The sequence below is a fragment of the Alphaproteobacteria bacterium genome (assembly GCA_033344895.1).
Classification (GTDB): domain Bacteria; phylum Pseudomonadota; class Alphaproteobacteria; order UBA8366; family Aestuariispiraceae; genus Pacificispira.
Genome location: JAWPMN010000001.1, coordinates 4,304,279 through 4,330,485, shown reverse-complemented (window position 1 = coordinate 4,330,485; position 26,207 = coordinate 4,304,279). Strand labels below are relative to the sequence as shown.

The following is a 26,207-nucleotide window of genomic DNA, read 5'->3' as shown; positions in this document are numbered from 1 at the left end:
CGCGGTAAAGGTCAGTCGAGAAGACGGGCGACCCGGCGACGGGCTTCCGCCGCGATGCCAACCGGGTCCGCCGAGGTCAGTTGCCGGTCCCGGACTATGGGGCGGCCTTCGACCAGAAGGTCGCGCACCGGCAACGGGCCGCAGAGAACAAGCGCGGCGACGGGATCCCAGGCGCCGGCGGCTTCAAGCGCGGAGACGTCCCAGATTGCGACATCCGCACGCTTGCCGGTTTCGATGGAGCCAAGTTCTGTGCCCCGTCCCAGAACCGCCGCGCCGCCCAGCGTGGCGACTTCGAGCACCTCGCGGGCACTCATGGCGTCCGCGCCATTCTGGACGCGCTGCAGCAGAAGCGCCTGGCGTGCCTCCGCGATCAGGTTCCCGCTGTCGTTGCTGGCCGAACCGTCGACCCCGAGGGCGACAGGGACACCGGCGTCCCGCATCTGTCGTAATGGCGCGATCCCGGAACCGAGGCGGCAATTCGAACAGGGACAATGCGCAACGCCGGTTCGTGTCCGGGCGAACAGATCGATTTCCGCCGCGTCCAGTTTGACACAATGGGCGTGCCAGACATGGTCACCGGTCCAGCCCAGGTCTTCCGCATATTGTCCGGGGCGGCAGCCGAAATTGGCGAGGGAATAGGCGATGTCCTCGTCGTTCTCTGCCAGATGGGTGTGCAACATCACACCCTTGTCCCGGGCAAGCGCGGCGGCGTCTTTCATCAGTCCTGTGCTGACGGAAAAGGGGGAGCAGGGAGCGAGCCCGACCCGGACCATCGCACCGGGCGCCGGATCGTGAAACGCGTCCACCACCCGAATGAAGTCGCGCAGGATCGCCTCCTCTTCCTCGACGAGGGAATCCGGAGGCAGGCCGCCGTCGGATTCGCCGATGCTCATGGCCCCGCGGGTCGGGTGAAACCGAATGCCGATCGTTTGCGCGGCCGCGATCGTGTCCTCCAGGCGGACGCCGTTCGGGTAAAGATAGAGATGGTCCGAACTCATGGTGCAGCCGGACAGGGCCAGTTCCGCCAGGCCCAGCTGTGCCGACACGAACATGTCGTCCGGCGTCATGCGTGCCCAGATCGGATACAGCGCCTTCAGCCAGCCGAACAGCAGCGCATCCTGACCGGCCGGTACCGCGCGGGTCAGGGTTTGATAAAGGTGGTGATGGGTATTCACCAGACCCGGTGTCACGACACAGCCTGTCGCATCGATGACCGTGTCCGCGGCCGTGTCGGCATTCCTCTTGCCGACCGAAACGATAACCCCGTCTGCCAGCAGGATATCGGTACCCTTCAATTCGCGACGCCCCGCATCCATGGTCACCACAACATCGGCGTTGCGGATCAGGACCGTTCCTTCGGCGGGCGAAGCCATGGCTTACTCCAGAACGATCGTGTAGGGGGCGTCGAGGGCATGTTCCTCAAGGTTGGCACCCTTACCCACGCGATCGACAATCAGGAAATCCGACGGACCATCCAGCGGCGCCAGTACGCCGTGCCAGCAATTCGCATTGTACTGAATGCCCTGAGCACCATTGGCCAGGAATGCCTTCGGCCGGCCTGGCCTGCCGTTTTCGTCCGGTGCGACGATCACGATGAACTGCGTGCCGTTCATTGGAATGAAGGCCTGACTGCCCAGTGGATGGCGTTCCAGCAGGTCCAGTTCCAGGGGGAGGGAGACGGCGTCGCTTCGCGCGACGCTCAGCGCTACCGCACCTTCCTCACCGGACCATTCAGGGCGGGCGAGATCATGAAACCGCCCGCACCGACCTGCATTGATCATGAAGCTCGGGCTACCGCTGGCTTCGATCACCGCGCCAAAGTCGGCGAAACCGGCGCGGGTCAGCGGCTCGACCGGGATGGTTCGGCTCATCGTCCGAAGGCCCCGACGCCCCGCAGCTTGGCGTGGCGATTGATGTCCTTGTACAGCAGGTACCGGAATGTCCCCGGGCCACCGGCATAGCAGGCCTGCGGGCAGAATGCCCGCAGCCACATGTAGTCGCCGGCCTCGACCTCGACCCAGTCGCGGTTCAGTTTGTAGACCGCCTTGCCTTCCAGAACGTAGAGACCATGCTCCATGACGTGGGTTTCCTCGAAGGGAATGACGCCGCCCGGCTGGAAGGTGACGATATTGACCTGCATGTCATGGCGCATGTCGGTCGATTCCACGAACCGGCTGGTCGCCCAGCAGCCATTCGTATCCGGCATTGGCGTCGGCGTGACGGCGCTGTCATGGGTGACGAAGCTTTCGGGCGGATCGATTCCCTCGACCGGTTCATAGAGCTTACGAATCCAGTGGAATTCGGCGCGTTCGCTGTCGCCGTTGTGCAGGCGCCAATCGGCGCCGGGCGCCAGAAAGGCATAACTGCCGGCGCGCAACGAATGGGTTTCGCCATTCAGTGTCAGGGTTGCCGTCCCTTCGACCATGAACAGGACGCTTTCGGCGCCGGATTCAAGGTCGGGGCGGTCGCTGCCGCCGCCGCGGCTCACCTCGACGATGTAGTGCGAGAAGGTTTCCGAAAATCCGGATAGCGGCCGGGCGATGATCCAGGCGCGGGTCTCGGACCAGAAGGGCAGGTTGCTGGTGACGATATCACTCATCACCCCTTTCGGAATGACGGCATAGGCTTCGGTGAAGACCGCCCGTTGCGTCATCAGGTCGGTCTGGGCGGGCAGTCCGCCCTTCGGTGCGTAATACGATCTTTCGCGTGAGGCGACATCGTTCATGGTAGAAGTTCCTTCAGTCTGAGCTCCGCAATTCGTTCCACCTGTCTGCAGGCCTCCGCGAATTCCGTGTCGCGATCGTTGTCGATGCGCGTCTTGAATGCGTTCAGAATCCCTTCCTTGTCATGATCGCGGACTGCGATGATGAAGGGGAATCCATGTTTTTCCACATACCGCGTGTTGAGTGCCTGAAACGTCGAGCGCTCGTCATCGGTCAGCGCGTCGAGACCGGCGCTGGCCTGTTCTTGCGTGGATTCAGCGGTCAGTCGTTTCGCCTGAGCCAGTTTGCCGGCCAGATCGGGGTGGGCGTTCAGGACTGCCAGGCGCTCCGTTTCGTCGGCGCTTCGAAAGGCCCGCGCCAGAAGGCTGTGAACCCCGATCGCCGTATCGTGGGCCGGTCCGCGTTCGAACCCGTCATAGGCCCGTTCGGCGATCCAGGCAGAATGTTCGAAAATGCCGCCAAAGGTCTTCACGAAGGTCGTGCGGTCCATCGTGCTCGGACGGGTTCGGCGCGAGTGGGGGAAATGGGACCTCCAGTGATCGGCGATCTCGATCCGTCGCGCAAACCAGACGGCTTCGTGGCCCTTCGCGTAGTCGATGAAGCGCCGAAGCCCCTGCAGCCGACCCGGACGGCCGATCAGTCGGCAATGCAGACCGATCGACAGCATCTTGGCCTGGCCGGCTTCGCCCTCGGCATACAGGGTGTCGAAGCTTTCCTTCAGATACTGGAAGAAATGGTCTCCGGTGTTGAAACCCTGCGGGGTGGCAAACCGCATGTCGTTCGCATCCAGGGTATAGGGCACGATTAGCTGGTCACGGTCCCCGATCTCCATCCAATAGGGAAGGTCGTCGGCATAACTGTCTGAAATATAGTCAAAACCGCCCTCTTCGGCGACGAGTTTCACCGTGTTGACCGAGCATCGGCCGGTATACCATCCCGTCGGTCGTTGGCCCGTGACTTCGGTGTGCAGCCGGATCGCCTCGCGAATCTGCGCGCGCTCCTCGGCCTCTGGCATGTCCTTATGTTCGATCCATTTCAGGCCATGGGACGCGATTTCCCATTTCGCATCCTGCATTGCGCGGACCTGCACCGGGTTGCGCGCCAGCGCAGTGGCGACGCCATAGACGGTGACCGGTATCTGCGAATCGGTGAACAGACGATGCAGACGCCAGAAGCCGGCCCGTGCGCCATACTCGTAGATCGATTCCATGTTCCAGTGACGCTGATCCGGCCAGGCGGCCGCGCCGACGATCTCCGACAGGAAGGCTTCGGAAGCGGGGTCTCCATGAAGCAGGCAGTTCTCGCCACCTTCTTCGTAGTTGACCACGAACTGAATGGCGATCTTTGCATTGCCCGGCCATTGGGGATCGGGCGGGACCTGGCCGAAGCCATGCATGTCGCGCGGATAAACGGACATTGATGAACCTCACAATCTGATACGGGCACAATTTCAGAAATCGGGCGGATCGACATTCAATAATTTATTGAAAGAGTCTTATGAGCAGCCCGCTTTTCTATAAAGTTTCGTCGCGTTCTAATTCCACAAAACAAAAGTACCGGCGAAGAGTCCGGACACGCAACGGAGGTACGTTATGGCGACGGGTCGATTGACCACGCATGTATTGAATACGGCATCGGGGCGCCCGGCGGCGAACCTGAAGGTCTCGCTTTATCGCCTGGACGGCGAAAATCGCACTCTTGTCCGTGACATCCGAACCAATTCCGATGGTCGCGCGGATGAACCGCTGCTGTCCGGCGACGCCTTCAGGACAGGGGTCTACGAACTGGTGTTCCATGCCGGGGATTACCTCAAGGGCGAAGGGCTGGATGCGGCGCCGCCGCTTTTCCTGGATGTCATCCCGATACGGTTCGGGATCGCGGCGGCCGATCAGCACTATCATGTGCCGCTGCTGCTTTCGCCTTACGGCTATTCGACCTACAGAGGGAGCTGACCTGTGTCCGAGGTCCGGAACGAAATCCGATTTCTCCTGAATGACCGTACGGTCCGGCTGCGTGATGTCGGCTGTTCCGACACGCTGCTGGATCACCTGCGACTCGATCAGGCGCTGCGCGGGACAAAGGAAGGCTGCGCCGAGGGCGACTGCGGTGCCTGCACGGTGCTGGTCGGCCGCCTGGATGGGGACGGTCTGCGTTACGAGACGGTCAACGCCTGCATTCGCCTCCTGCCTTCCGTCGATCTGTGCCATGTCGTGACGATCGAACATCTTCGCGCGGCCGATGGCGGTCTTCACCCGGTCCAGCAGGCGATGGTCGATCTGCACGGCAGTCAATGCGGGTTCTGTACGCCCGGTATCGTCATGTCGCTCTATGCGTTGTGGATGCAGAACGCGAAGCCGCAGGAAGCCGATGTCGAGGTCGCGCTTCAGGGAAATCTGTGCCGTTGCACCGGATATCAACCGATCATTCGCGCGGCGCTGGATGCGTCGGGGCGTGGCGACCCGGCGCTGGACGTGCTCACCACGGAACGGGATGCCATCATCGGGCGGCTACGGGAACTCGACGACGGCTGCCGGGTCGTGACGTCGAACGGCGGTTCCACGGCGATCCTGCCGTCCGGTGTGGACGATCTGGCCGAGATTCTGAGCGAATATGAAAACCCGACCATTGTTGCCGGGGCCACGGATGTGGGGCTCTGGATCACGAAGTTCATGCGTGAAATTGCCCCCGCCGTCTTCATCGGCCACCTGACGGAATTGAAGCGGATCGACGTCGACGACGACGGTGTGACCCTGGGGTCGGGCGTAACCTATTCGGAATGCGAGCCGGTGATAGCGGCGCATTTCCCGCATCTGACGGATTACTGGCGTCGGATCGGCGGCTGGCAGGTCCGTAACATGGGCACGGTCGGCGGCAATATCGCCAATGGTTCCCCGATCGGTGATACGCCGCCGGTACTGATTGCGCTGGGGGCGGAAATCACGTTGCGGCGCGGCCGGGAACGTCGGGTCGTGAAGCTGGAAGACTTCTTCATCGATTACGGCAAGCAGGACCGGGAAGCGGGCGATTTCGTGGAATCGATCCGCATTCCCTTCGCCGATCCCAGTGCCCGCCTCGCAGCCTACAAGATATCCAAGCGGCGCGACGAGGACATCTCGTCCGTTTGTGGCGGCTTTTGCGTCACGTTTGACTGCGGTCTGGTCAAGGACGTTCGTTTGGCCTTCGGCGGCATGGCGGCGACGCCGAAGCGCGCAATGACGGCTGAGGCGGCCCTGCGGGGTCGGGAATGGACCGAAACGACCGTGGCAGAAGCGATGAAGGCGTTGTCACAGGATTTTGCGCCGATCAGCGACTGGCGGGCTTCTGCGGAATACCGTGCTACGGTCGCGGCGAACCTGCTGCGCCGCTTCTATCTGGAGACCACGGATGCTGAAAAGTCTGTGAGGCTGAGCGCATGATGGACGGAGATCTGAAGATGACGACGCCGGACCCGATCCGGGGCACCGTGCATACGGATGAACGACACGATTCCGCCCACAAGCACGTCACCGGGCGCGCCGAATATGTCGATGACATCCCGGAGCCGGCCGGCACGCTGCACGCTTATCTGGCCTTGTCGACGGTGGCGCATGGCGAAATCCAGTCGACGGATTTTTCGGAAGTCCTGGCGCATCCCGGCGTTGTCGGCGTGCTGACGGCAAAAGACATTCCCGGCGTGAACGATGTCAGCCCGACCCATCTGCATGACGAACCGATCTTCGCGGAGGGCAAGGTCGAGTTCCACGGGCAGCCGATCTTTGCGGTCGTCGCTGAAACAAGAGATGCGGCCCGTCGTGCAGCCCACAAGGCGCGGGTCAACTATCGCGAGCTGCCCCACAAGGTCGACGTCGCGGACGCGATCGACGCGGATTATCCGCATGTCACGGCGCCGCTGAAGTTGGAGCGCGGCACGGTCGAACCGGCATTGGAATCCGCGCCGAACCGGTTGCGCGGCACCATGAGGATCGGCGGTCAGGACCACTTCTACCTGGAGGGCCATATCGCCTTCGCCATTCCGGGTGAGGACGAAGATGTCACCGTATACTCCTCGACCCAGCATCCCAGTGAAGTGCAGCACATGGTGGCGCTTGTACTGGGAACCGCCTCCAACGCGGTGACGATCAACGTTCGGCGGATGGGCGGCGGTTTCGGCGGGAAGGAAACCCAGCCGAACCTCTTTGCCGCCGTCGCCGCTGTTGCCGCGAAAAAGTACGGCCGGCCGGTAAAGCTGCGTCCGGACCGGGACGATGACATGATTGCGACCGGCAAGCGGCACGATTTCAAGGTCGACTACGACGTGGCCTACGATGACGACGGCCGTATTCAGGCGGTCGACGCGACCTTTGCCGCGCGCTGCGGATTTTCCGCCGATCTCTCCGGTCCGGTCACCGACCGGGCGCTGTTCCATGCGGACAATGCCTATTTCTATCCGAATGTGCGGTTGCGCTCCCGCCCCATGAAGACCAACACGGTCTCCAATACGGCATTTCGGGGGTTCGGGGGGCCGCAGGGCGTCGTCGGTGCCGAGCGGATCATCGAGGAAATCGCCTATGCGCTCGGCAAGGACCCCCTGGAAATCCGCAAGGCGAATTTCTACGGCGGGGCAGGACGCGACGTGACCCCCTACCACCAGACGGTCACGGATTGCATTCTCGACCGGCTGATTTCGGAGCTTGAAGAAAGCGCCGACTATGCCCGCCGCCGCGAGGCGATACTGGCATTCAATGCCAAGGGCGGTGTGATCCGGAAAGGCATCGCGCTGACGCCGGTGAAATTCGGCATTTCCTTCACCGCCACCTGGTACAATCAGGCCGGCGCCCTGATTCACATCTACAATGACGGGTCGATCCATCTGAATCATGGCGGCACCGAGATGGGGCAGGGGCTCTTCACCAAGGTGGCACAGGTCGTCGCGGACTGTTTCCAGGTCGATCTCGACCGGATCAAGATTACCGGCACGACAACCGCCAAGGTTCCGAACACATCCGCGACGGCCGCATCTTCCGGGTCGGATCTGAATGGCATGGCCGCCCAGAATGCGGCCGACCAGCTCAAGGAACGGCTGGTCGCCTTCGCGGCGGAGAAATGGAATGTGGACCCGGATCAGGTCGCATTCGAGCCGAACCAGGTCCGGGTCGGCAACGAACGGATGGCCTTCGCGGAATTCATTCGTCACGCCTATATGGCACGGGTGCATCTGTCCGCCGCCGGCTTCTACAAGACCCCTGACATTCATTGGGACCGCGCGGCGGGTAAGGGGCGGCCATTCTATTACTTTGCCTATGGCGCGGCGGTGTCGGAGGTCAGCATCGATACGCTGACCGGCGAGTATCAGGTCGAGCGGGCCGATATTCTGCACGATGTCGGTCGATCCCTGAATCCGGCGCTCGACCGAGGCCAGGTGGAAGGCGGTTTCGTTCAGGGCGTCGGCTGGCTGACGACAGAGGAACTCTGGTGGGACGACAAGGGCCGCCTGCGGACGCACGCGCCGTCCACTTACAAGATCCCGCTGGCTTCGGACCGTCCGCGCATCTTCAATGTCGAACTGGCACGTTGGTCGGAGAACCGCGAATTGACCATTCGGCGATCGAAAGCGGTTGGAGAGCCGCCGCTGATGCTGGGGGTATCGGTGTTGGAGGCGCTTTCCATGGCGGTTGCCAGCGTCGCGGACTATCAGGAATGTCCGCGCCTTGACACGCCGGCGACGCCGGAGCGGGTGCTGCTGGCCGTCGAACGGTTGCGCCAGGGACACGAGGGGTAGCGCCGTGACCGACCTCAAATCGTTCCTGAACGCCGAATCTGCCGTCGCCCGGGTCGAACTGACCGAGGTGAAAGGATCGTCCCCGCGTGAGGCCGGAACGGCGATGTTCGTGTCACCCGATGCGACGCACGGTACGATCGGGGGCGGCCAGCTCGAATATATGGCGATCGATCAGGCGCGGACGATGCTGGCGGCCGGGCGGGACAAGGACAGGATGTCCGTACCGCTGGGCCCCGAGATCGGTCAGTGCTGCGGTGGTCACGTGGAAATCGACATCACCCTGATGGACCGGGCCGCGATTGATGTGGCTGTTCGGGAATGCGAGCTGGCCCAGCAGGCGCGCCCGCATGTCTATGTCTTCGGTGCCGGCCATATCGGACGCGCGCTTGCCGATTGTCTCGCCTTGCTGCCGGTCAGAACCATCCTGGTCGATGAGCGGGCCGAAGAAATCGCACTGTGTACCGCACCGGTCCAGAAACGCATTACCCCGCTGCCGGAAGCGGAGGTCCGCAGGGCCCCGGCCGGAAGCGCTTTCATCATCCTCACCCACGAACATGCACTCGATTTCCTGATCGCCGCCGAGGCCTTGGCCCGGACCGACTCGCGCTATGTCGGAATGATCGGGTCCAAGACCAAACGTGCTTCGTTCGAACGTTGGTGCAGGAAGAATATCAACCCGCCGATAAGAGCGGAAAATCTCGTCTGTCCGATCGGCGCACAGGGCAGCAGCGACAAACGTCCGGAAGTCATCGCGGCATTCGTTGCCGCGGAGGTGATCGCTACGTTGACGGTCGACAGTGACCGTCGGACGGGCCACGCGCCGCCTTCCGAGAATGTGGGAGGAGTAAAGGTCGATGAGTGACGGTCAACATGCACGGCTGGAATTGCGCGGGGTGACGAAATCGTTCCCGGGCGTTCTGGCCAACGACCATGTGAGTTTTTCAGTTGGCCCCGGTGAGATCCACGCCCTGCTGGGTGAGAACGGCGCCGGGAAGTCGACACTGGTAAAGATGATCTACGGCATCATGCAGCCGGACGAGGGCGAGATCCTGTTCGACGGCAAGGCGGTGCAGGTTCCCAATCCGAAGGCCGCCCGAAGCATGGGCATCGGCATGGTCTTTCAGCACTTCTCGCTGTTTGAGGCGATGACGGTGCTGGAGAACATCGCGCTGGGCATGGACCACAGCACGTCCTATTCGGCGCTGGAGGTCCGAATCCGCCAGGTGCTTCATGAGTATGAACTGGCGCTGGACCCGCATCGGACCGTCTCCACCCTGAGCGTCGGCGAACGCCAGCGCATCGAGATCGTTCGGGCTCTGCTGCTGGAGCCGCAGTTGCTGATCATGGATGAACCGACTTCGGTGCTGACGCCGCAGGAGGTTCGCCAATTGTTCAAGACCCTGCGGACCCTGGCCGAACGTGGTTGTTCGATTCTGTATATCAGCCACAAGCTGCACGAAATTCAGGAGCTGTGCGACGGCGCGACGATCCTGCGCGGCGGCAAGGTTGTCGGTGATTGCGATCCGCGTCGTGAAACCTCCCGCAGCATGGCCGAAATGATGATCGGCGGCACGCTGAAGGAGATCGAAAAGAAGGGCGAGCGGAAACTCGGCCCCGCCCGCTTCGTGGTCGACGGGCTGTGCCAGGAGGCCGAAGGCGAGTTCGGGGTCAATCTGAATGATATTACCTTCGGTGTCCGCTCCGGCGAGATCTTCGGAATTGCCGGTGTTGCCGGCAATGGACAGAACGAGCTCCTGCTCGCACTCGGGGGCGAGATTCCCTGCGACCGGGTCGACGCGATCAAGATCGACGGCACGTCCGTCGGGAACCTGAATGCCATTCAGCGCCGCAAGCACGGATTGTGCGCGGTGCCGGAGGAACGAAACGGCCATGGCGCCGTTCCCAACTTCTCGCTGAGCGACAATGCCATCCTGACCGCCAGAAACCGCAAAGGTATGGTCAATTGGGGGATTATCAACGCAAAGCTCGCCGAGAGCTACACCGACGAAGTGATCCACACCTTCGCGGTAAAGACGACGGGGGCGGCCTCAACGGCGGGATCTCTGTCGGGCGGAAATCTTCAGAAATTCATCATGGGGCGCGAAATCATGCAGGCCCCGGATGTACTTCTTGTCTCGCAGCCGACCTGGGGGGTCGATGCCGGGGCCGCGGCCGCCATTCACCAGGCCATCGTCGATCTGGCGGCCGAAGGATCCGCCATCGTCATCATCAGTCAGGACCTCGATGAGCTCCTGGCGATCTGCGACAACATCGCGGTCATCAATGAAGGGCGGCTTTCGAAGACGCTGAAGGTTGGTGAGGCCACGGTCGATGAGATCGGGCTGCTGATGGGGGGCGTGCACGGGGACGCTTCGGCGACCGTGGAAATTTCGGGGGCGTCTCATGCTGCTTGAACTTGAAAAACGCAAACAGCCCAGCCGGAGCATGTTGTATCTGACGCCCGTGATTGCGGTGCTGCTGACCATGTTTACCGGCGGGGTGATTTTCACGTTGCTTGGCTATGACGGCTTCGCGGCCGTCTGGAAGATATTCGTATCCCCGGCCATCGACATCGGGAAGTGGACCGACCTCGGAATCAAGGCTGCGCCGCTGATCCTGATCGCAACCGGGCTGTCCATCGGTTTTCGTGCCAATGTCTGGAATATCGGCGCGGAGGGACAATACGTGATGGGCGGCCTTGCCGCCACCGGGGTAGCCCTGGCGACCTGGCATCTGGAGGGGATCTGGATTCTGCCGCTCATGTGCCTCGGCGGGATCGTCGGCGGCATGCTCTATGCGGGCATTCCGGCATTCCTGAAGACGCGTCTGAACGTCAATGAAATCCTGTCCAGCCTGATGCTCACCTATGCGGCCATCCAACTGCTGTACTATCTGATGCGCGGTCCGTGGAAGGATCCGGATGGGTTCAATTTTCCACAGACCCGGCTGTTCAATGACAGCCAGATGCTGCCCGAGGTCGCGGGAACCTACATTCACATTGGCGTTCCGCTGGCTTTCGTGATCGCGATCGCGGTCTGGTACGTCCTGTCGCGTACGGTGTTCGGCTTCGAAATTCGTGTCGTCGGCGCGGCGCCGGAGGCGGCCCGGTACGGCGGCTTCAACAAGAAGCGTACGGTCTGGTTTTCGTTGTTTGCCGCTGGTGGTCTGGCCGGATTGGCGGGTACCTTCGAGGTAGCCGGGCCCTTCGGTCAGATGGTGCCGCAGTTTCCGACCGGATACGGGTTCACGGCCATCATCGTAGCCTTCCTGGGGCGTCTCCATCCCATCGGTGTGATTCTGGCCGGCATCATTCTCGCCATCTCCTATGTCGGTGGCGAGATTGCCCAGACCACGATCGGCCTGCCCAGTGCGGCGACCGGCGTGTTCCAGGCCATGATGCTCTTCTTCCTTCTGGCAACGGATATTCTGGTGAACTACCGGCTGCGTATCGGCAGTCTTTCGAAGGGGACCGCGGCATGAGCGACGCGATTATCATTTCTATCATCATGACCGTTGTCGGCGCCTCCACCCCGATACTGCTGGCGGCGCTGGGGGAACTCGTGGTCGAAAAGAGCGGGGTCCTGAACCTCGGCGTCGAAGGCATGATGCTGATCGGTGCGGTCAGCGGATTTGCGGTCATGTCCGTCACCGGATTCGGCATTGTTGCGGTCCTGGCGGCGGCGGTTGCCGGCGCCCTGGCATCGTTGATCTTCGGATACCTGACACTGACCCTGACGGCCAATCAGGTGGCCACCGGGCTCGCCCTGACCATTTTCGGGATCGGCCTGTCCTCGCTGATGGGGGAGGGCTATGTCGGACAGACGGTGCCGGTGCTGGGGCCGATCTTCCCGGAGGCGTTGTCGGACCATCCGGTCCTGCGGGTCCTGTTCGGGCACAATCCGTTGGTCTATTTTTCCTTTGTGATGCTGTTCACGGTCGCGTGGTTCCTGAAACGTACGCGCGGCGGCCTGATTCTGCGGGCTGTGGGGGAAAGCGATGTCTCGGCGCATTCCATCGGATACTCCGTCGTCGGCGTGCGTTACCTCGCCGTGGCATTTGGCGGAGCCATGGCCGGAATCGGCGGATCGTTTTATTCGCTTGCCTTGACCCCGATGTGGGCCGAAAAACTGACGGCAGGACGTGGCTGGATCGCATTGGCCCTGGTGGTCTTCGCGGCGTGGCGTCCGACCAGATTGCTGGCCGGAGCCTATCTCTTCGGTGTTGTCATGACCCTTGAACTGCATGCAAAGGCAGCCGGGTTCGGTCTGCTGGCACCGGAGTTTCTGGCGGCGATGCCGTATCTGGCGACCATCGCCGTGCTGGCGCTGATATCTTGGCGGAAATCGGTCGGTGCGCAGGCCCCGGCCTGCCTGGGACAACCGTTCAAACCAACAGTCTAATTCACTAGAACAGGGAGAGTGAAAAATGTGGAACGTTACGCGTAGAAGACTGCTTCAAACCGCAGGTGCGGCCAGCACCCTGCCGCTGCTCGGCGCCCAGGCGCGTGCGGCGGACCCGCTGAAGGTGTCCTTCGTCTATATCGGCCCGATTGGCGACCATGGCTGGACCTATGCGCATGATCAGGGGCGCCTTGAAGCGATCGAGAAGTTCGGGGATGCGATCGATGTGTCCTATGTCGAGAATGTGGCCGAGGGCCCCGATTCCGAGCGCGTCATCCGGCGCCTTGCCGAAGACGGCAGCAATCTCGTCTTCACGACCTCTTTCGGCTACATGAACCCGACGCTGAAAGTCGCCAAGCGCTTCAAGGACGTGAAGTTCGAACATGCGACCGGCTATCAGCGCGCCCCGAACATGGCGACCTACAATGCCCGCTTCTACGAAGGCCGTGCGGTCTGCGGTACGATCGCGGGACACATGTCGAAAACCGGGGTCGCAGGCTACATCGCCTCGTTCCCGATTCCGGAAGTTGTCATGGGGATCAACGCCTTCACGCTGGCCGCGCGCAAGGTCAACCCGAACTTCCAGACGAAGGTCCTTTGGGTGTCGAGCTGGTATGATCCGGCCAAGGAAGCCGACGCCGCCAAGGCCCTGATCGACCAGGGTGCAGACGTGATCGCCCAGCACACCGACAGCCCGGCCGCACTTCAGGCCTGCGAACAACGCGGCCTGATGGCCTTCGGTCAGGCCTGGGACATGTCGTCCTTCGCGCCGACTGCGCATCTGACGGCGATCGCCAACAAGTGGGGCACCTACTACGTCGACCGCATTCAGCAGGCGCTGGACGGTACCTGGGAAAGCACCGACACATGGTGGGGTCTGAAGGAAGGCGTGCTGGAAATGACGCCATTCAACGACCGGATTCCGGGCGACGTGCAGGCTGCGGCCAAGGCAACGGAGCAGGGAATCATCGACGGCTCCGCACCGGCATTCGCCGGGCCGATCTTCGATCAGACCGGGGCGCAGCGTATCGGGGATGGCGAAGCGCTGGGCGACGAGGACCTGCACAAGATGGACTGGTACGTTCAGGGCGTTCAGACCTGATCCTGCCGCGTTTGGACTGGAAGGGCGCCGGCATGCCGGCGCCCTTTCGCTTTGTCGGGTCGGCTACGCGGTCATCGCCTCGAGCCGTTTGCGGCATTCGCTGACCATGAAGTCGATGAACAGGCGGATCTTCGGATCCTGCAGCCGTCGGTGCGGGTAAAGGCAGGCGATGCGTGACGGGGGCGGCGGGGTCGATTCCAGAACCGGAACCAGGGCACCGCTACGAATATGTTCCGCAACCTCGTAATAGGGCTTGTTGATGATCCCCCGGCCTTCAATGGCCCATTCGGTCAGGACGTCGCCCTCATCCGCGTCGTAGGGTCCGCTGATGTCGAAACGCTTCAGACCTTCCTCCGTCTCCAGCATCCAGTAGTATTCCGATGAACCCGGGAAGCGCAGCAGCAGGCACCGATGCGGTTTGGTGACGAGATCCCTCGGATGCTCAGGCACTCCTGCCTCCGCCAGATAGGAGGGCGCGGCGCAGAGAACGCGGCGGCAGTCCAAGATCTTGCGCACCTTCATGCTGGAATCGTCCAGTTGCCCCAGGACAAAGGCGACGTCGACTCCTTCATCGAAGATATCGACCTTTCTGTCGGACAGACGAAGACGGATTGCGAGATCCGGATACTGGTCGTTGAATATGGGAACAAGCGGGGCAAGGACCCGTCGGGCCAGCCCGAGAGGTGCCATGACCCGTATCGCGCCGCGCGGATGCTGGGAGTAATTGGCGACGACGGCCTCGGCCTCGTCCAGGGCCTCGATGACCCGCCGTGCGTGCTCGTAGAACAGCCGTCCGACCTCCGTCGGTACGATCTTCCGAGTCGTACGGTTGAACAGGCGAATTCCGAGGCGACTTTCCAGCTCCTTGATTCGGTTGCTGGCGACCGCCGGGGTCAGTCGCTGGTCGCGGCCGCCGGCGGTGATGCTGCCGAGTTCGACGGTGCGAACGAAGACGCGAATGCTGTCGAGATAAGGCATGGGACCGGCTGCCCTTTTTCAAAGAAACCGCGAAAGTGAACAGTAGATTATTTGATTCCGAAAGGAAATGGAGCGTGCAAGGTTAGCGTGCTCGAATGACGGAGGGAATGAATGCTGGATTGGCCGATTTTCATGGACTGGCTGTCTTTTGCCGCGCGCTGGCTGCATGTGATCACCGGCATCGCGTGGATCGGTTCGTCTTTTTACTTCATCGCTCTGGATCTCGGTCTGCGCAAGGTGCCGACCTTGCCGGAAGGCGCCCATGGTGAAGAATGGCAGGTTCACGGCGGTGGCTTCTACCACATCCAGAAGTATCTGGTCGCGCCGGCCGCGCTGCCGGAACACCTGACCTGGTTCAAATGGGAAAGCTACGCGACCTGGATGTCCGGGTTTGCACTGATGTGCATCGTCTACTATGCGGGGGCCGATCTCTACCTGATCGATCGCGAGGTCTGGGACATCCGTCCGGCCCCGGCCATCTTCACCTCCATTCTGTCCCTTGGCATCGCCTGGCTGCTCTATAACGGTCTGTGCCGGTCGCCCCTGAAGGATCATCCGACCGTTCTGATGATCGTTCTCTATGTCGGTCTGGTCGCGTTCGCCTGGGGCTATACCCAGCTTTTCACGGGCCGTGCGGCGTTCCTGCATCTCGGAGCGATCACGGCGACGATCATGTCGGCGAATGTCTTTCTGGTGATCATACCCAATCAGAAGATCGTCGTGGCGGACCTGAAGGCGGGGCGGGCGCCGGATCCGAAATACGGACAGATCGCCAAGCTGCGGTCGACGCACAACAACTACCTGACCCTTCCGGTCCTGTTCCTGATGCTGTCGAACCACTACCCGCTAGCCTTTGGAACCGAATACAACTGGGTGATTGCCAGCTTGGTCTTCCTGATGGGGGTCACCATCCGGCATTTCTTCAATTCCATGCACGCCAGGCAGGGGAAACCCTGGTGGACCTGGATTGCGACGACAGTCCTGTTCATTGCCATCATGTGGCTTTCGACGGAGCCAAGGATTCTGCAGCAAACGGCGGTGGAGGCCGGCTTCAAGCCCGCCAAGCGCGAGTTCACCCATGTTTCGGAACCCTTTGCGGAGTCGGTGCATTTCGATGATGCCTACGGCACAGTTCAGGCCCGATGCTCGATGTGCCACGCCCGGGAGCCGCTCTGGCCCGGGATTGTTGCGCCACCGAAGGGGGTCGCCTTGGAAACAGCCGCCGATGTCGCCCGCCATGCCCGGGAGATCTATCTGCATTCCGGTCGATCCCACGCCATGCCGCCGGCCAACGTGACAGCCATGGAGAGCGAGGAGAGGGCCCAGATCGTCCGCTGGTTCGAGGGTGTGTCCGGGGGGATTCACTAAATGTCGGCCACAGTTCTGCGGGGTCGGGTTCTGAGCTTCCGATCCGAGCCGCGTGATATCGAGGACGAGGCGTCCTTCAGCTATATAGAAGACGGTGCGCTGCGGATCGAAGACGGCCTGATCGTGTCCTGCGGTGAGTTCGCGGAGATTGAGTCCGCGGACGCCGCGGTTATCGATCATCGCCCGCACATCCTGTTCCCCGGCTTCATCGATGCCCATGCCCACTTTCCCCAGATGCAGGCGATCGCCTCCTGGGGAAGCCAGTTGTTGGATTGGCTGGAGACCTACACCTTCCCGGAGGAGGCCAAATTCGCGGATCCGGCCCATAGTCGGACCATCGCCCGGCGTTTTCTCGACGAGTTGACGCGGCACGGAACCACGACGGCGGCGGTCTATTGCACCGTACATCCGGCATCCGTTGAGGCCTTCTTCGAGGAGGCAGCAGTCCGCAACATGCGCATGATTGCCGGCAAGGTCATGATGGATCGGAATGCGCCGGACTATCTGCGCGATACGGCCATGTCGTCCTATGACGACAGCAAGGCGTTGCTGGAGAAGTGGCACTGCAGGGGCCGGGCGCTCTATGCCGTGACGCCGCGTTTCGCGATCACGTCCACGCCCGCGCAGATGGAAGCCGCCCAGGCATTGGTGAGGGAACATCTGGATGTCTATGTCCAGACCCATCTCTCGGAAAATCATGACGAGATTGCCTTCACGGGGGAGCTCTATCCCGATGCTCGGGATTACCTGGATGTGTATGAGAAATATGACCTGGTCGGCGACCGAAGCCTGTTCGGTCATTGCATCCACCTGAGTGAACGGGAACGTCAGGTCATGGCGGAGACCCGCTCGGTGGCGGTTTTCTGCCCGACCTCGAACCTGTTCCTGGGCAGCGGCCTGTTCGACGAAAAGGGGCTGCGGGAGACCGGTGTGCGGCGTGCGATTGCGACCGATGTCGGCGGCGGCACCAACTACTCGATGCTTCGAACCCTGGATGAAGGATACAAGGTCCTGCAACTTCAGAACCAGAAGCTCGATCCGCTGAAGTCGTTCTATTGGGCGACGCTCGGCAATGCGCGCGGTCTCCAGTTGGAGGATCGCATCGGCACGCTGAAGCCCGGATCGGAGGCTGACATCATCGTCCTGAACAGTCATGCGACCTCTGCCATGGCCACACGGATGGAAACCGTACGCAGCCTGCAGGAAGAGCTCTTTGTTTTGGAGACCCTCGGCGACGACCGGGCAATTGCCGAGACCTATATTGCCGGTGTCGCAGCGAAACGCCGTGTGATCCTGTCGGAATAGGAAAGGGTGGCAATGACCAGTTCCGTCACCCGTTATCAGTACACGCCAAGGACGTGCGTTCCCTGACACGCACCTCTGATGGCAGACCGCAGGTTGCGCGCGTCGACCAGGCCTACTGTTATGATTTTGTTAAAGGGTTTCAGTCATATTCGTGTGCCGGAGGGGTGCTTCGCGGGCAGCACGGGGGGTGCGATGGCCGGAGCGGCACAAGCCGTTCGGCCTCGGCTACGCGAAGAAGGACTGGAGCTTTGAATGAGCGCTGCAACGTCCCGGGACATCGCTGCCGCAGTCGGTCTGGCACCTAGCGACGTCCTAAGGGATATTTTCGAACATGTCTGTCAGGGTATCAGCTACTTCGACGCAGAGCTGAACCTCGTCTGCTGTAACTCGCTGTACCTTGAACTCCTGGACTTTCCTTCCTGGATGGGGGCCCCCGGTACGCCGGCGGCGGCCTTCTATCGCTACAATGCGGAACGTGGCGAGTATGGACCGGGTTCGATCGAAACGCTGGTCGAGGAACGCGTCGAACTGGCGCGTCGGTTCGAACCGCATTCCCTGGAGCGCGAACGGCCCGATGGTACCGTCCTGCTGATCGAAGGGAACCCTGTGGCGCGGGGCGGCTTTGTCACGACCTATACGGATATCACCGGTCTGCGCCGCTCCGAGGCTGCGTTGAAGGCGGCCAATGACCGCCTAGAGGAGCGCGTTCAGTCACGAACCGCCGTATTGGCCGAGCGTGAGGCCGAACTGCAGCGCAAGACCGACATGCTGGAGACGGTGCTTGAAAGCGTGACCAACGGGATCACGATGTTTGACAGGGAAATGCGACTTTCCCTGATCAACGGGCGCGCCGCGGAATTGCTTGAGTTGCCGCCGGAACTCTGCGTGCCGGGAACGCCGATGCGGGACATCATCCACTACAAGGCGACGCGGGGCGATTACGGTGTCGGGGATGTCGACGACCTGATGCAACGTGCCCTGCTCAGTGCGTCGGAAATGGAGGTTCATCGCTTCATTCGCGAACGCCCGAATGGACCGGCCGTGGAGGTGAACGGACGGCCGATCCCCGAAGGGCTGGTCACGACCTTTACCGACATCACTGAGCAGTTGAATGCGCAGCGGCTGCTTCGCGAATCCAACTCCGAGCTGGAGGAAAGGGTCGAAAGCCGGACCCGTGAACTGCGCCTTGCGAAGGAACAGGCGGAGCGCGCCAGTCAGGCGAAGTCCAATTTCCTGGCCCAGATGAGCCACGAGTTGCGCACGCCGCTGAACTCCATCATCGGCTATTCGGATATGGTGCGCATGGAGATGTTCGGGCCGATCGAAAACCCGAAGTACTCCGAATATCTCAATCTGGTGAATAAATCCGGCCGCTATCTGCTGGAACTCATCAGCGATATTCTCGAAATGTCCCGACTGGAATCCGGGAAGGCCGAACTCGACGAAACCCTCGTGAGAGTTGGTTGTGCGATCCAGGAAGCCTGCCTGACCGTGGATGAGCGGGCGCAGCGCCGACGCCTGAAGATCGTTCAAGAAGTGGGTGAAGACTTGCCGCAATTGAGGGTTGATACGCGACGCCTGCAGCAGATGCTTTTGAACCTGCTGACAAATGCGATCAAGTTCACACCGGAAGGGGGTGAGATCCATGTCCGGGCCTTTGCCCGGTCCGACGGTGGCATGACCGCGGCTGTGGCGGACACCGGGATCGGGATCTCCGAAAAGGATATTGAGCGGATCCGTGATCCCTTTACGCAGGTACGCCGAAACAGCAACACCAGCGAGGGCACGGGCCTTGGCCTCTCCATCGTCGACGGGTTGATGCGTGAGCATGGCGGCATGATGCGGATCGACAGTGAGGTAGAGAAGGGCACCACCGTCTCCCTGGATTTCCCGGCAAGTCGGACGAAGTCCTGAAGTAGTGACCCCTAAGGGCATCCCGGCTTCGGGGCCCCGCAAGAGATTTCTGTAAAGCTTTTTGCGAAATCGCGAATCTCTCCGGGATGGTCGCGTTCACTTCGTATTGATAATCAGTCGCACTCTCAAATCTGGTGTTTCAGGAGGGTGGACCGATGGGCAGAGCCAATGCCGCCGCGACGTCGCGGCGCGATACGAATGTAGTGAACGTTTTCCGGGCGACGCTTCTTGGCTGTGCCGCGTTTTCGGTGATGAGCACGGGTGCGGTCGCGCAGGATACGACCGACGGGGACGAGACAATCCTCATGGCCCCGATTTCCGTCACCGCCACTGAAGTGGCGCCCGGTGGTGTGACAATCACTGAGGAAGAACTGGAACGCCGGAATCCGCAGAGCATCAAGGATGTCTTCCGCGGCGAGTCGGCGATCCAGGTCGGCGGTGGGTCCGATGTCTCGCGCAAGATCTACATCAACGGGGTCGAGGACACGAACCTGAATGTGAAGATGGATGACTCCCGTCAGGTGAACTCCGCCTTCCATCATCTCGGCACGGCCATCATCGATCCGGGACTGCTGAAATCCGTCTCGGTCGAAACCGGCGTGGGTCCGGTGGATGTGGGGCCGGGCGCACTGGGCGGGTCCATTGCCTATGAAACGAAGGACGCCCGCGACATGCTGGAAATCGACGAGATGCTCGGCGGCTTCTCGCGATCCCAGGTCGGCAGCAATGGCAGGACCTATTCGCAGGCGTTGGCCTTTGCCGGTCAGCACGAAAATTTCGAAGCCATGGTCTATGGCTCTGTCGACGGGGGTCGGAACTACGAAGACGGCAGGGATGACGAAGTAATCGGCACACGGCCGAACATGCGCAACAGCATCGGCAAGGCCGCCTGGACCGGAAACACCGGCGGCCGCCTGGAGTTCAATACAGGATACATGGAAGACAAGGGGATACGACCCAACCGTGCGAATTTCGGGTCGTTGAACAACGGTGCGGAGCCGACGCTGCAGGAATACAACAGAAAGCATTTCACGCTGTCCTATCGGGATGAGGCGCCGACGGAGACATTCAATCCGGAAGTGGTGCTGAGCTACACCGAAACCGAACTGTTCATTCACGACCTGGCATTCGGTCCGTTCCGGTTCGATCTGCGTTCCCAGACCAAGAGTTATAGCGGCAAGGTAGCCAACACGTTTTCGACCGGTCTGGGGCTGGCCGAAAGCGGTAGCGTGACGGTCGGCACGGATTTTTACCGGGATGTCGGGCATGGCGATATCAGCGGCGGGTTCTCAGCCGCGACCGTGCCGCGCGTGAATACGGAAACCTCAGACAATGTCGGCCTGTTCGCTCAGGCACGGTTGAACGTGACGCCGGCCTTCCGCGCCAATCTCGGGTTGCGATATGACCAGCAGCAGTTCGAAGGGGTGGACGGGACCAGGCTTGACGGCGGCGGGCCGAGTGCCAGCCTCAACCTCGAATATGACGTTCTGCCCTGGCTGACGGGTTATGGCGGCGCCGCGAGCAACTACGGCCCGATACCGCTCGGCGAGTCCCAGATCTACAACTTCGCGGCGCAATGGGTCTATGACGGCCTGACCTCATCCCGATCATACAACTACAAGGCCGGGGTGAAGGTCGAGGATGGCGGCGTTTCCGGAGACTTTCATGTCTACCAGACAGAAATTGACGGCAGCCACAATCTCGGCTCCGCCACCCGAAATTCGACGCGGGATCTGACGGCGCGCGGCTTCAATGTATCCGGGCAGTATCAGGAGGATATCGGGTATGTCCGGGCGACCTACTCGAACAATCGCTTCCGGTCCGACGGCTTGCCGCTCAGCAGCGGCGACGCCTCCTATCACGGGCTGCAGATGGGAAACACGGCGACTCTCGACATCGTGCGGGAATGGATCGACATCGGCTTGGCCGTCGGTGCCAGCGCCGAATATGCCTTCGAGGACGACACCAACGAAACCTTCCCGAACAAATCCTATTTCGTGACGGATGTCTTTGCCCAGTATCAGCCGACCGAGATGGAGGCCGTGACCCTGCGCCTGGATGTCCGGAACCTCTTTGACGAACTCTATGTCGACCGGGCTACCTCCGCGACGGACAACTCTGCCGCAACGCCATTCAACGAGCCGGGCCGGAGTTTCCTTGTTTCCGCGAAGGTGGATTTCTGATGCGCCCGCTTGCACGTGTCGCAAGCGTGATCGGTGCGGTGGCGATGTATGTTGCCGCCGCTTCGGCCCATGCCAAGGATGTCATCACGATAACCGACCTCGCAGGGCGCACCGTGGACGTCGCGGTGCCGGTCGAACGGATTGTGCTGGGCGAGGGCCGCGTGCTGCCGACGCTGGGCATTCTCGATCGCGAGGATCCGACCCAACGGATTGTCGGGATGATGGGGGATTTCGAACAGTTCGATGCCGCAGGCTATGCCGATTTCTCAAAGCATTTTCCAGGCGTTGAAGACATCACCCGCGTCGGAAAGAGCGGCTCCTACACTTTCAGTCTCGAGGCGGTGGTCAGTCAGAGGCCGGATCTCGTATTGCTCGGGATCGGGGGAGGCCACAGCCCCAGCGAACGGCATACCGACATCCTCGAGAAACTCGAGGCTGCGGGTATTCCAGTCGTATTCATCGATTTTCGAATTGAGCCGCTGGTCAATACACCCGCCAGTCTGCGCCTGCTTGGGCGGTTGATGGGGCGCCAGGATGAGGCGGAAGAATTCATCGCTTTCTATGAAGAGAACCTGGCCAAGGTGAGTGAAGGACTTGCCGGATTGGAAACCCGTCCGACGGTCTTCCTTGAATCCCGCGTCGGCCTTCGCCCGGATTGCTGCGAGGCCATGGGCAACAAGATGATGGGGCGTTTCATCGACTGGGCCGGCGGTATCAACCTGCTGGGTGAGCAGATTCCCGGAACCCACGGGACCATTGCCCTGGAATATCTCCTCACCCATCAGCCCGATCATTATTTCGCAACGGCCATCGGGTCGCCGTCGACGGTTGAGGAGTTTCCGGAACGCATTGTGCTTGGCGCCGGTGTCGACGAGGAAACCGCCCGCACCAGTCTTTCCCTGGTCCGGGCGCGGAAGGGGTTGAAGGAGTTGTCGGCCGTTCGGGAGGGCCGCGCCTTTGCCGTCTGGCATCATTTCTACAACACGCCGATGCATGTTGCCGCGGTGCAGGCCATGGCGAAGCAACTTCACCCCGAGAGGTTCCGTTCGTTGTCGCCGGAAGCAACCTTGCAGACCTATTTCGACAGATTCCAGGCGGTGCCGCTGAATGGCGTCTATTGGGTTTCCTTGAAGGGCGCCGCCAATGAGTAGAAGCGTCGATGCGGCGGTTTCCGGGGCGGCCGATTCCATGCCGCCCCGCTCTCTTTCCGAACGCTACAGGCGCTTCCAGTTTCGGCGCATGGTTTGGCTGGCCGCGTTCCTTGGGATGCTGGCGGGCGGCTTCGTTGTAAATGTGGCGTCCGGCCCGGCCGGACTTTCGGTTCCGCAGGTGATTGAGGGACTGATTGATCCGGACGGTCTGTCTTCTGCGATGCATGTGATCATCTGGGACGTTCGCCTGCCATTTGCCGTCATGGCGATTGTCGTCGGGGCCTGCCTGGGATTGGCGGGGGCGGAGATGCAGACGGTCCTGAACAATCCCCTGGCAAGCCCGGCAACGCTGGGAATTTCGTACGCCGCTACCCTGGGGGCTTCCATCGCCATTGCCTTCGATCTGGCCGGCCCCTTTGGCCTGCCCGAGGATTATGTGACGCCGCTCTTCGCGTTCCTGGGGGCGATTGCGGCCATGGCCTTGATTCAATTGCTGTCGCGGCTCTACGGGGCGTCGCTGGAGATTGTCATCCTGTTCGGGATCGCCATGGTCTTCGCGCTGCAGGCGCTCGTATCCCTGATCCAGTTCGTGGCCGATTCCAACAGCCTGCAGCAGATTGTCTTCTGGACGATGGGCAGTCTGGCCCGGGCGACATGGCAGAAGATCGCCATCATCACGGTGGTTCTGGCGGTTTGCGGCGTGTTCTCCATGGCCCAGGTCTGGCGGCTGACCGCCCTTCGCGGCGGCGAGGAATATGCCAGAAGCGCCGGTGTCCAGATTGAGCGCCTCCGACTTCTGACCTTGTTCCGGGTCAGTATCGTAGCGGCGGTCGCCGTTTCCTTTACCGGCGTGATCGGATTTGTCGGGCTGGTCGGCCCACATATCGCGCGTCTGGTCTGCGGTGAGGATCACCGGTTCTTCCTGCCAGGCTCGGTTCTGGCTGGTGCCATCATCCTGACGGGCGCGTCCATCGCCAGCAAATCGATCATTCCGGGCATCATTATTCCGGATGGGATCGTTACCGCCCTTGTCGGAGTTCCGATGTTCCTCGTGCTCGTCCTGACCCAGATGCGCAAGGGGCGTCGGTGATGCTAGAGATCAGGAACCTGTCACTGGCCTATGGCAAGACCCGTGTACTGCAGAATGTCTCCCTTCCCGCAGTTTCCGATGGGGCACTTGTTGGGGTCCTGGGGCCTAACGGCGCTGGGAAATCGACATTTCTGCGGGCGGTCGCCGGCCAATCGACCTATTCGGGTTCAATTCTCTTCGAAGGGCGCGAGGTATCCCGCCTGCCGCATCGTGAGCGCACCCGCCACATCGGGTTCATGCCGCAGTCTCCACCAAACACGTCCGGCTTCGTCGCCTATGAACTGGTGGTGAGTTCCTGTCGTTCCGCTCGTCCCGATTTGACGGCAACCGAGGTCGCAAACTCTGCGGAGGCCGTATTCGGCTACCTTCAGCTTCAGGAACTTGCCTTCCGACCCTTGAGCCGCATGTCCGGCGGGCAGCGCCAGCTGGTTGGGCTGGCCCAGATTCTGGTTCGCGATCCGAAGGTCCTATTGCTGGATGAGCCCAGCAGCGCCCTGGACCTGAAATGGCAGGTGACGGTCTTCGAGATTCTTCGAAAACGTCTGGTCGAAAGGGGCGGTCTTTGTCTTGTCGCCCTGCATGATCTGAATCTTGCCATTCGCTATTGCGACTTAGTCGCAATCATGAGAGGTGGAAGATGCATCGCCTATGGACCACCCGCCCAGGCCCTTACGCCGACCGTCCTGCGGGACGCCTATGACGTGAGCGGGCGGGTGGAAACCTGCTCTCGCGGGCAGCCGATAGTCATTGTCGACGGAGGAGAGGACGTCGCCTTGGAAACGCAAACACCAATCAGAAAGGTGAGTGGAGAACCATAGGATGCAACACTGCCACACAAAGGTCCGCACGCAGTTCGCCAGCAAGTATCTGCAGCAGCTTTGCAAACATTTTGCCCACAAGGTGGAGGTCGAGTTTGACCGCACGGTCGGGCGCGTCGCCTTTCCCGGTGGCCTTTGCCTCATGCTTGCCGAAGACGACGGCCTATCCTTTTTCGGGGAAGCCCATGCCGAAGAAGGGGTGCCGCGCATCAAGTCGGTCATCGACAGTCACCTGATCAAGTTTGCCTGGCGCGAGGACCTGTCGATCGAATGGCAGGACGGTCTGCCCGAGCGCCTGCCGGTCGACAGACTGCCTTCCCTGAAGGAGTTCACCATTCAATGAATGAAGTCCCCATTGTCGTCTTGCAGGACAGTATTCAGTTCCTGAGCGCCGGCGGGCCCGTCGTCTATCTCCTCTGTGCCTTGTCAGTCGTGTCGCTCACCATTGCGCTGGTCAAGTTCTGGCAGTTTCTGCGGGCCGGCGTGTTCCGGGCTTCTTTCGCGGGGCGGGCAGCCGGCCTGTTTCGTGACGGGCAGTACGAGCCGGCCTTGCGTATGGCGGACCGGTCCAGCATTCGCTGCAGGATCGTGAAGCAGGCAATGGAAGGGAAGCTGTCGGGGCACGGCGATCCGGACAGATCGCGGGACGAGGTCCTGCGCGTTGCGGAAAGCGCTGTTGAAGAGCTGGGCGGATATCTTCGCATGCTCGAAATCATCGGCACGCTGGCGCCGCTATTGGGCCTGCTGGGGACCGTTCTGGGGATGATCGATGCCTTCCAGGGAATGGAGGCGGCGGGCGATCAGGTGGATCCCTCGGTCCTGTCCGGCGGCATCTGGCTGGCTCTGCTGACAACGGCGGTCGGGCTGGCGGTCGCCATTCCGACGGTAGCCGTGCTGAACTTCTTTGAGCGACGGCTGGAGATCCTCTCCCACGAGTTGGATAACCTCGTCGCAAAGGTCTACCTGACAGATCTGGACGGCGTGGCAGCGTGAGTGCGGATTACGGCAGATTGCGGCAGCGACGCGGACGACGTCGGGCGGCGATCAGCCTGACGCCGCTTGTCGATGTCGTCTTCATCCTGGTCATTTTCTTCATGCTGGCGTCGTCCTTCGCACGCACCAACAGCCTCGGACTTGTGCCGCCTGCCACGTCCTCGCCGGCGCGAAGCAGTGGCGGTGCGCAGGACGTGATGGTTCTGAGGCTTCTGGGAGACCAGGCGCTCGAGCTGGATGGAGAGCCTGTCGAAATGGGGAATCTCGCGACCCTCATCCGCGCGGATGGGCGGCGCAAACTGCTGCTGCTCCCGCAGGATGAGGCCGCGCTTCAGGATATGGTGACGGTGCTCGACATCACGGAAGCATTGGATATCGACGGGCTGTCGATTGCCATTCCTCCCGAGGAGGCGGTCCGGTGAGC

23 protein-coding genes are annotated in these 26,207 nt (G+C 61.5%); 18 read left to right on the top strand and 5 right to left on the bottom strand.

Annotation, left to right across the window (positions count from 1 at the left end):
- Positions 1-11 precede the first annotated feature (11 nt).
- From R8L07_20465 to puuE, 4 genes are read right to left on the bottom strand one after another with little or no spacing between them, the layout of a single operon-like run.
- Positions 12-1,373 (bottom strand): 8-oxoguanine deaminase, encoded by a 1,362-nt coding sequence (locus R8L07_20465; protein ID MDW3207917.1) that lies wholly within the window; start codon positions 1,371-1,373, stop codon positions 12-14.
- Between the two features lie 3 nt (positions 1,374-1,376).
- On the bottom strand, positions 1,377-1,871 hold the full coding sequence (locus R8L07_20460; protein MDW3207916.1) for an ureidoglycolate lyase: 495 nt from the start codon (positions 1,869-1,871) through the stop codon (positions 1,377-1,379).
- Positions 1,868-2,725, bottom strand: a complete 858-nt coding sequence (locus R8L07_20455; GenBank protein ID MDW3207915.1) for a bifunctional allantoicase/(S)-ureidoglycine aminohydrolase — start codon at positions 2,723-2,725, stop codon at positions 1,868-1,870. Before R8L07_20455 ends, R8L07_20460 begins: the two co-directional genes overlap by 4 nt.
- Entirely contained in the window at positions 2,722-4,140 is a 1,419-nt protein-coding gene (gene puuE / locus R8L07_20450; GenBank protein MDW3207914.1) for an allantoinase PuuE, read from the bottom strand. Before puuE ends, R8L07_20455 begins: the two co-directional genes overlap by 4 nt.
- A gap of 175 nt (positions 4,141-4,315) precedes the next feature.
- Between puuE and uraH the strand changes: the two genes are divergently transcribed.
- Genes uraH through R8L07_20410 form a run of 8 tightly spaced genes read left to right on the top strand, consistent with a single transcriptional unit; the run spans position 4,316 to position 13,983 of the window.
- Complete coding sequence (gene uraH / locus R8L07_20445; GenBank protein ID MDW3207913.1) at positions 4,316-4,675, top strand: hydroxyisourate hydrolase; 360 nt, start codon at positions 4,316-4,318, stop codon at positions 4,673-4,675.
- A 3-nt stretch (positions 4,676-4,678) separates the two neighbouring features.
- A complete protein-coding gene (gene xdhA / locus R8L07_20440; GenBank protein MDW3207912.1) occupies positions 4,679-6,139 on the top strand; it encodes a xanthine dehydrogenase small subunit in 1,461 nt (486 codons plus the stop codon).
- An 11-nt stretch (positions 6,140-6,150) separates the two neighbouring features.
- The gene (xdhB, locus tag R8L07_20435; protein ID MDW3207911.1) at positions 6,151-8,481 is read left to right on the top strand and encodes a xanthine dehydrogenase molybdopterin binding subunit; all 2,331 of its coding nucleotides are present in this window, start codon (positions 6,151-6,153) and stop codon (positions 8,479-8,481) included.
- Between the two features lie 4 nt (positions 8,482-8,485).
- Positions 8,486-9,343, top strand: a complete 858-nt coding sequence (gene xdhC / locus R8L07_20430; GenBank protein ID MDW3207910.1) for a xanthine dehydrogenase accessory protein XdhC — start codon at positions 8,486-8,488, stop codon at positions 9,341-9,343.
- Positions 9,336-10,895, top strand: coding sequence for an ABC transporter ATP-binding protein (locus R8L07_20425; protein ID MDW3207909.1), 1,560 nt, complete (start codon positions 9,336-9,338; stop codon positions 10,893-10,895). The genes xdhC and R8L07_20425 overlap by 8 nt, the downstream gene beginning before the upstream one ends.
- Positions 10,885-11,961: an ABC transporter permease gene (locus R8L07_20420; protein MDW3207908.1), complete on the top strand. Its 1,077-nt coding sequence runs from the start codon at positions 10,885-10,887 to the stop codon at positions 11,959-11,961. Before R8L07_20425 ends, R8L07_20420 begins: the two co-directional genes overlap by 11 nt.
- Entirely contained in the window at positions 11,958-12,881 is a 924-nt protein-coding gene (locus tag R8L07_20415; protein ID MDW3207907.1) for an ABC transporter permease, read from the top strand. Before R8L07_20420 ends, R8L07_20415 begins: the two co-directional genes overlap by 4 nt.
- Before the next feature lie 25 nt (positions 12,882-12,906).
- Entirely contained in the window at positions 12,907-13,983 is a 1,077-nt protein-coding gene (locus R8L07_20410) for a BMP family ABC transporter substrate-binding protein (GenBank protein ID MDW3207906.1), read from the top strand.
- A 63-nt stretch (positions 13,984-14,046) separates the two neighbouring features.
- Here R8L07_20410 and R8L07_20405 read toward each other — a convergent pair whose 3' ends face one another.
- On the bottom strand, positions 14,047-14,961 hold the full coding sequence (locus R8L07_20405; GenBank protein MDW3207905.1) for a LysR family transcriptional regulator: 915 nt from the start codon (positions 14,959-14,961) through the stop codon (positions 14,047-14,049).
- Positions 14,962-15,072: 111 nt separating this feature from the next.
- On the opposite strand from R8L07_20405, the gene R8L07_20400 reads away from it, so the two are divergent.
- The 10 genes from R8L07_20400 (at position 15,073) to R8L07_20355 (ending at position 26,205) form a co-directional block, all read left to right on the top strand.
- Positions 15,073-16,329, top strand: coding sequence for a urate hydroxylase PuuD (locus R8L07_20400; GenBank protein MDW3207904.1), 1,257 nt, complete (start codon positions 15,073-15,075; stop codon positions 16,327-16,329).
- The gene (gene guaD / locus R8L07_20395) at positions 16,330-17,634 is read left to right on the top strand and encodes a guanine deaminase (protein ID MDW3207903.1); all 1,305 of its coding nucleotides are present in this window, start codon (positions 16,330-16,332) and stop codon (positions 17,632-17,634) included.
- 252 nt (positions 17,635-17,886) lie between these two features.
- Positions 17,887-19,548 carry a PAS-domain containing protein gene (locus tag R8L07_20390; protein MDW3207902.1) on the top strand — a complete coding sequence of 554 codons (1,662 nt, stop codon included), beginning with the start codon at positions 17,887-17,889 and terminating at the stop codon, positions 19,546-19,548.
- Positions 19,549-19,703: 155 nt separating this feature from the next.
- A complete protein-coding gene (locus tag R8L07_20385) occupies positions 19,704-21,731 on the top strand; it encodes a TonB-dependent receptor (protein ID MDW3207901.1) in 2,028 nt (675 codons plus the stop codon).
- Positions 21,731-22,882, top strand: coding sequence for an ABC transporter substrate-binding protein (locus R8L07_20380; protein MDW3207900.1), 1,152 nt, complete (start codon positions 21,731-21,733; stop codon positions 22,880-22,882). Before R8L07_20385 ends, R8L07_20380 begins: the two co-directional genes overlap by 1 nt.
- The gene (locus tag R8L07_20375; GenBank protein MDW3207899.1) at positions 22,875-23,972 is read left to right on the top strand and encodes an iron ABC transporter permease; all 1,098 of its coding nucleotides are present in this window, start codon (positions 22,875-22,877) and stop codon (positions 23,970-23,972) included. Before R8L07_20380 ends, R8L07_20375 begins: the two co-directional genes overlap by 8 nt.
- Positions 23,972-24,790, top strand: coding sequence for an ABC transporter ATP-binding protein (locus tag R8L07_20370; protein MDW3207898.1), 819 nt, complete (start codon positions 23,972-23,974; stop codon positions 24,788-24,790). Before R8L07_20375 ends, R8L07_20370 begins: the two co-directional genes overlap by 1 nt.
- 1 nt (position 24,791) lies before the next feature.
- Positions 24,792-25,133 (top strand): DUF2218 domain-containing protein, encoded by a 342-nt coding sequence (locus R8L07_20365; GenBank protein MDW3207897.1) that lies wholly within the window; start codon positions 24,792-24,794, stop codon positions 25,131-25,133.
- Positions 25,130-25,783, top strand: a complete 654-nt coding sequence (locus tag R8L07_20360; protein ID MDW3207896.1) for a MotA/TolQ/ExbB proton channel family protein — start codon at positions 25,130-25,132, stop codon at positions 25,781-25,783. The genes R8L07_20365 and R8L07_20360 overlap by 4 nt, the downstream gene beginning before the upstream one ends.
- A complete protein-coding gene (locus tag R8L07_20355; protein MDW3207895.1) occupies positions 25,780-26,205 on the top strand; it encodes a biopolymer transporter ExbD in 426 nt (141 codons plus the stop codon). The genes R8L07_20360 and R8L07_20355 overlap by 4 nt, the downstream gene beginning before the upstream one ends.
- Positions 26,206-26,207 lie beyond the last annotated feature (2 nt).

Excerpts from the sequence above, each read along its gene's own strand:
- R8L07_20420 (MDW3207908.1), top strand. The coding sequence starts at position 10,885 with ATGCTGCTTGAACTTGAAAAACGCAAACAGCCCAGCCGGAGCATGTTG.
- R8L07_20465 (MDW3207917.1), bottom strand. The coding sequence starts at position 1,373 with ATGGCTTCGCCCGCCGAAGGAACGGTCCTGATCCGCAACGCCGATGTT.
- R8L07_20390 (MDW3207902.1), top strand. The coding sequence starts at position 17,887 with ATGAGCGCTGCAACGTCCCGGGACATCGCTGCCGCAGTCGGTCTGGCA.
- R8L07_20375 (MDW3207899.1), top strand. The coding sequence starts at position 22,875 with ATGAGTAGAAGCGTCGATGCGGCGGTTTCCGGGGCGGCCGATTCCATG.
- guaD (MDW3207903.1), top strand. The coding sequence starts at position 16,330 with ATGTCGGCCACAGTTCTGCGGGGTCGGGTTCTGAGCTTCCGATCCGAG.
- R8L07_20360 (MDW3207896.1), top strand. The coding sequence starts at position 25,130 with ATGAATGAAGTCCCCATTGTCGTCTTGCAGGACAGTATTCAGTTCCTG.
- R8L07_20405 (MDW3207905.1), bottom strand. The coding sequence starts at position 14,961 with ATGCCTTATCTCGACAGCATTCGCGTCTTCGTTCGCACCGTCGAACTC.
- R8L07_20400 (MDW3207904.1), top strand. The coding sequence starts at position 15,073 with ATGCTGGATTGGCCGATTTTCATGGACTGGCTGTCTTTTGCCGCGCGC.
- puuE (MDW3207914.1), bottom strand. The coding sequence starts at position 4,140 with ATGTCCGTTTATCCGCGCGACATGCATGGCTTCGGCCAGGTCCCGCCC.
- R8L07_20385 (MDW3207901.1), top strand. The coding sequence starts at position 19,704 with ATGGGCAGAGCCAATGCCGCCGCGACGTCGCGGCGCGATACGAATGTA.
- R8L07_20415 (MDW3207907.1), top strand. The coding sequence starts at position 11,958 with ATGAGCGACGCGATTATCATTTCTATCATCATGACCGTTGTCGGCGCC.
- R8L07_20410 (MDW3207906.1), top strand. The coding sequence starts at position 12,907 with ATGTGGAACGTTACGCGTAGAAGACTGCTTCAAACCGCAGGTGCGGCC.
- R8L07_20425 (MDW3207909.1), top strand. The coding sequence starts at position 9,336 with ATGAGTGACGGTCAACATGCACGGCTGGAATTGCGCGGGGTGACGAAA.
- R8L07_20460 (MDW3207916.1), bottom strand. The coding sequence starts at position 1,871 with ATGAGCCGAACCATCCCGGTCGAGCCGCTGACCCGCGCCGGTTTCGCC.
- uraH (MDW3207913.1), top strand. The coding sequence starts at position 4,316 with ATGGCGACGGGTCGATTGACCACGCATGTATTGAATACGGCATCGGGG.
- R8L07_20380 (MDW3207900.1), top strand. The coding sequence starts at position 21,731 with ATGCGCCCGCTTGCACGTGTCGCAAGCGTGATCGGTGCGGTGGCGATG.
- R8L07_20370 (MDW3207898.1), top strand. The coding sequence starts at position 23,972 with ATGCTAGAGATCAGGAACCTGTCACTGGCCTATGGCAAGACCCGTGTA.
- R8L07_20365 (MDW3207897.1), top strand. The coding sequence starts at position 24,792 with ATGCAACACTGCCACACAAAGGTCCGCACGCAGTTCGCCAGCAAGTAT.
- R8L07_20455 (MDW3207915.1), bottom strand. The coding sequence starts at position 2,725 with ATGAACGATGTCGCCTCACGCGAAAGATCGTATTACGCACCGAAGGGC.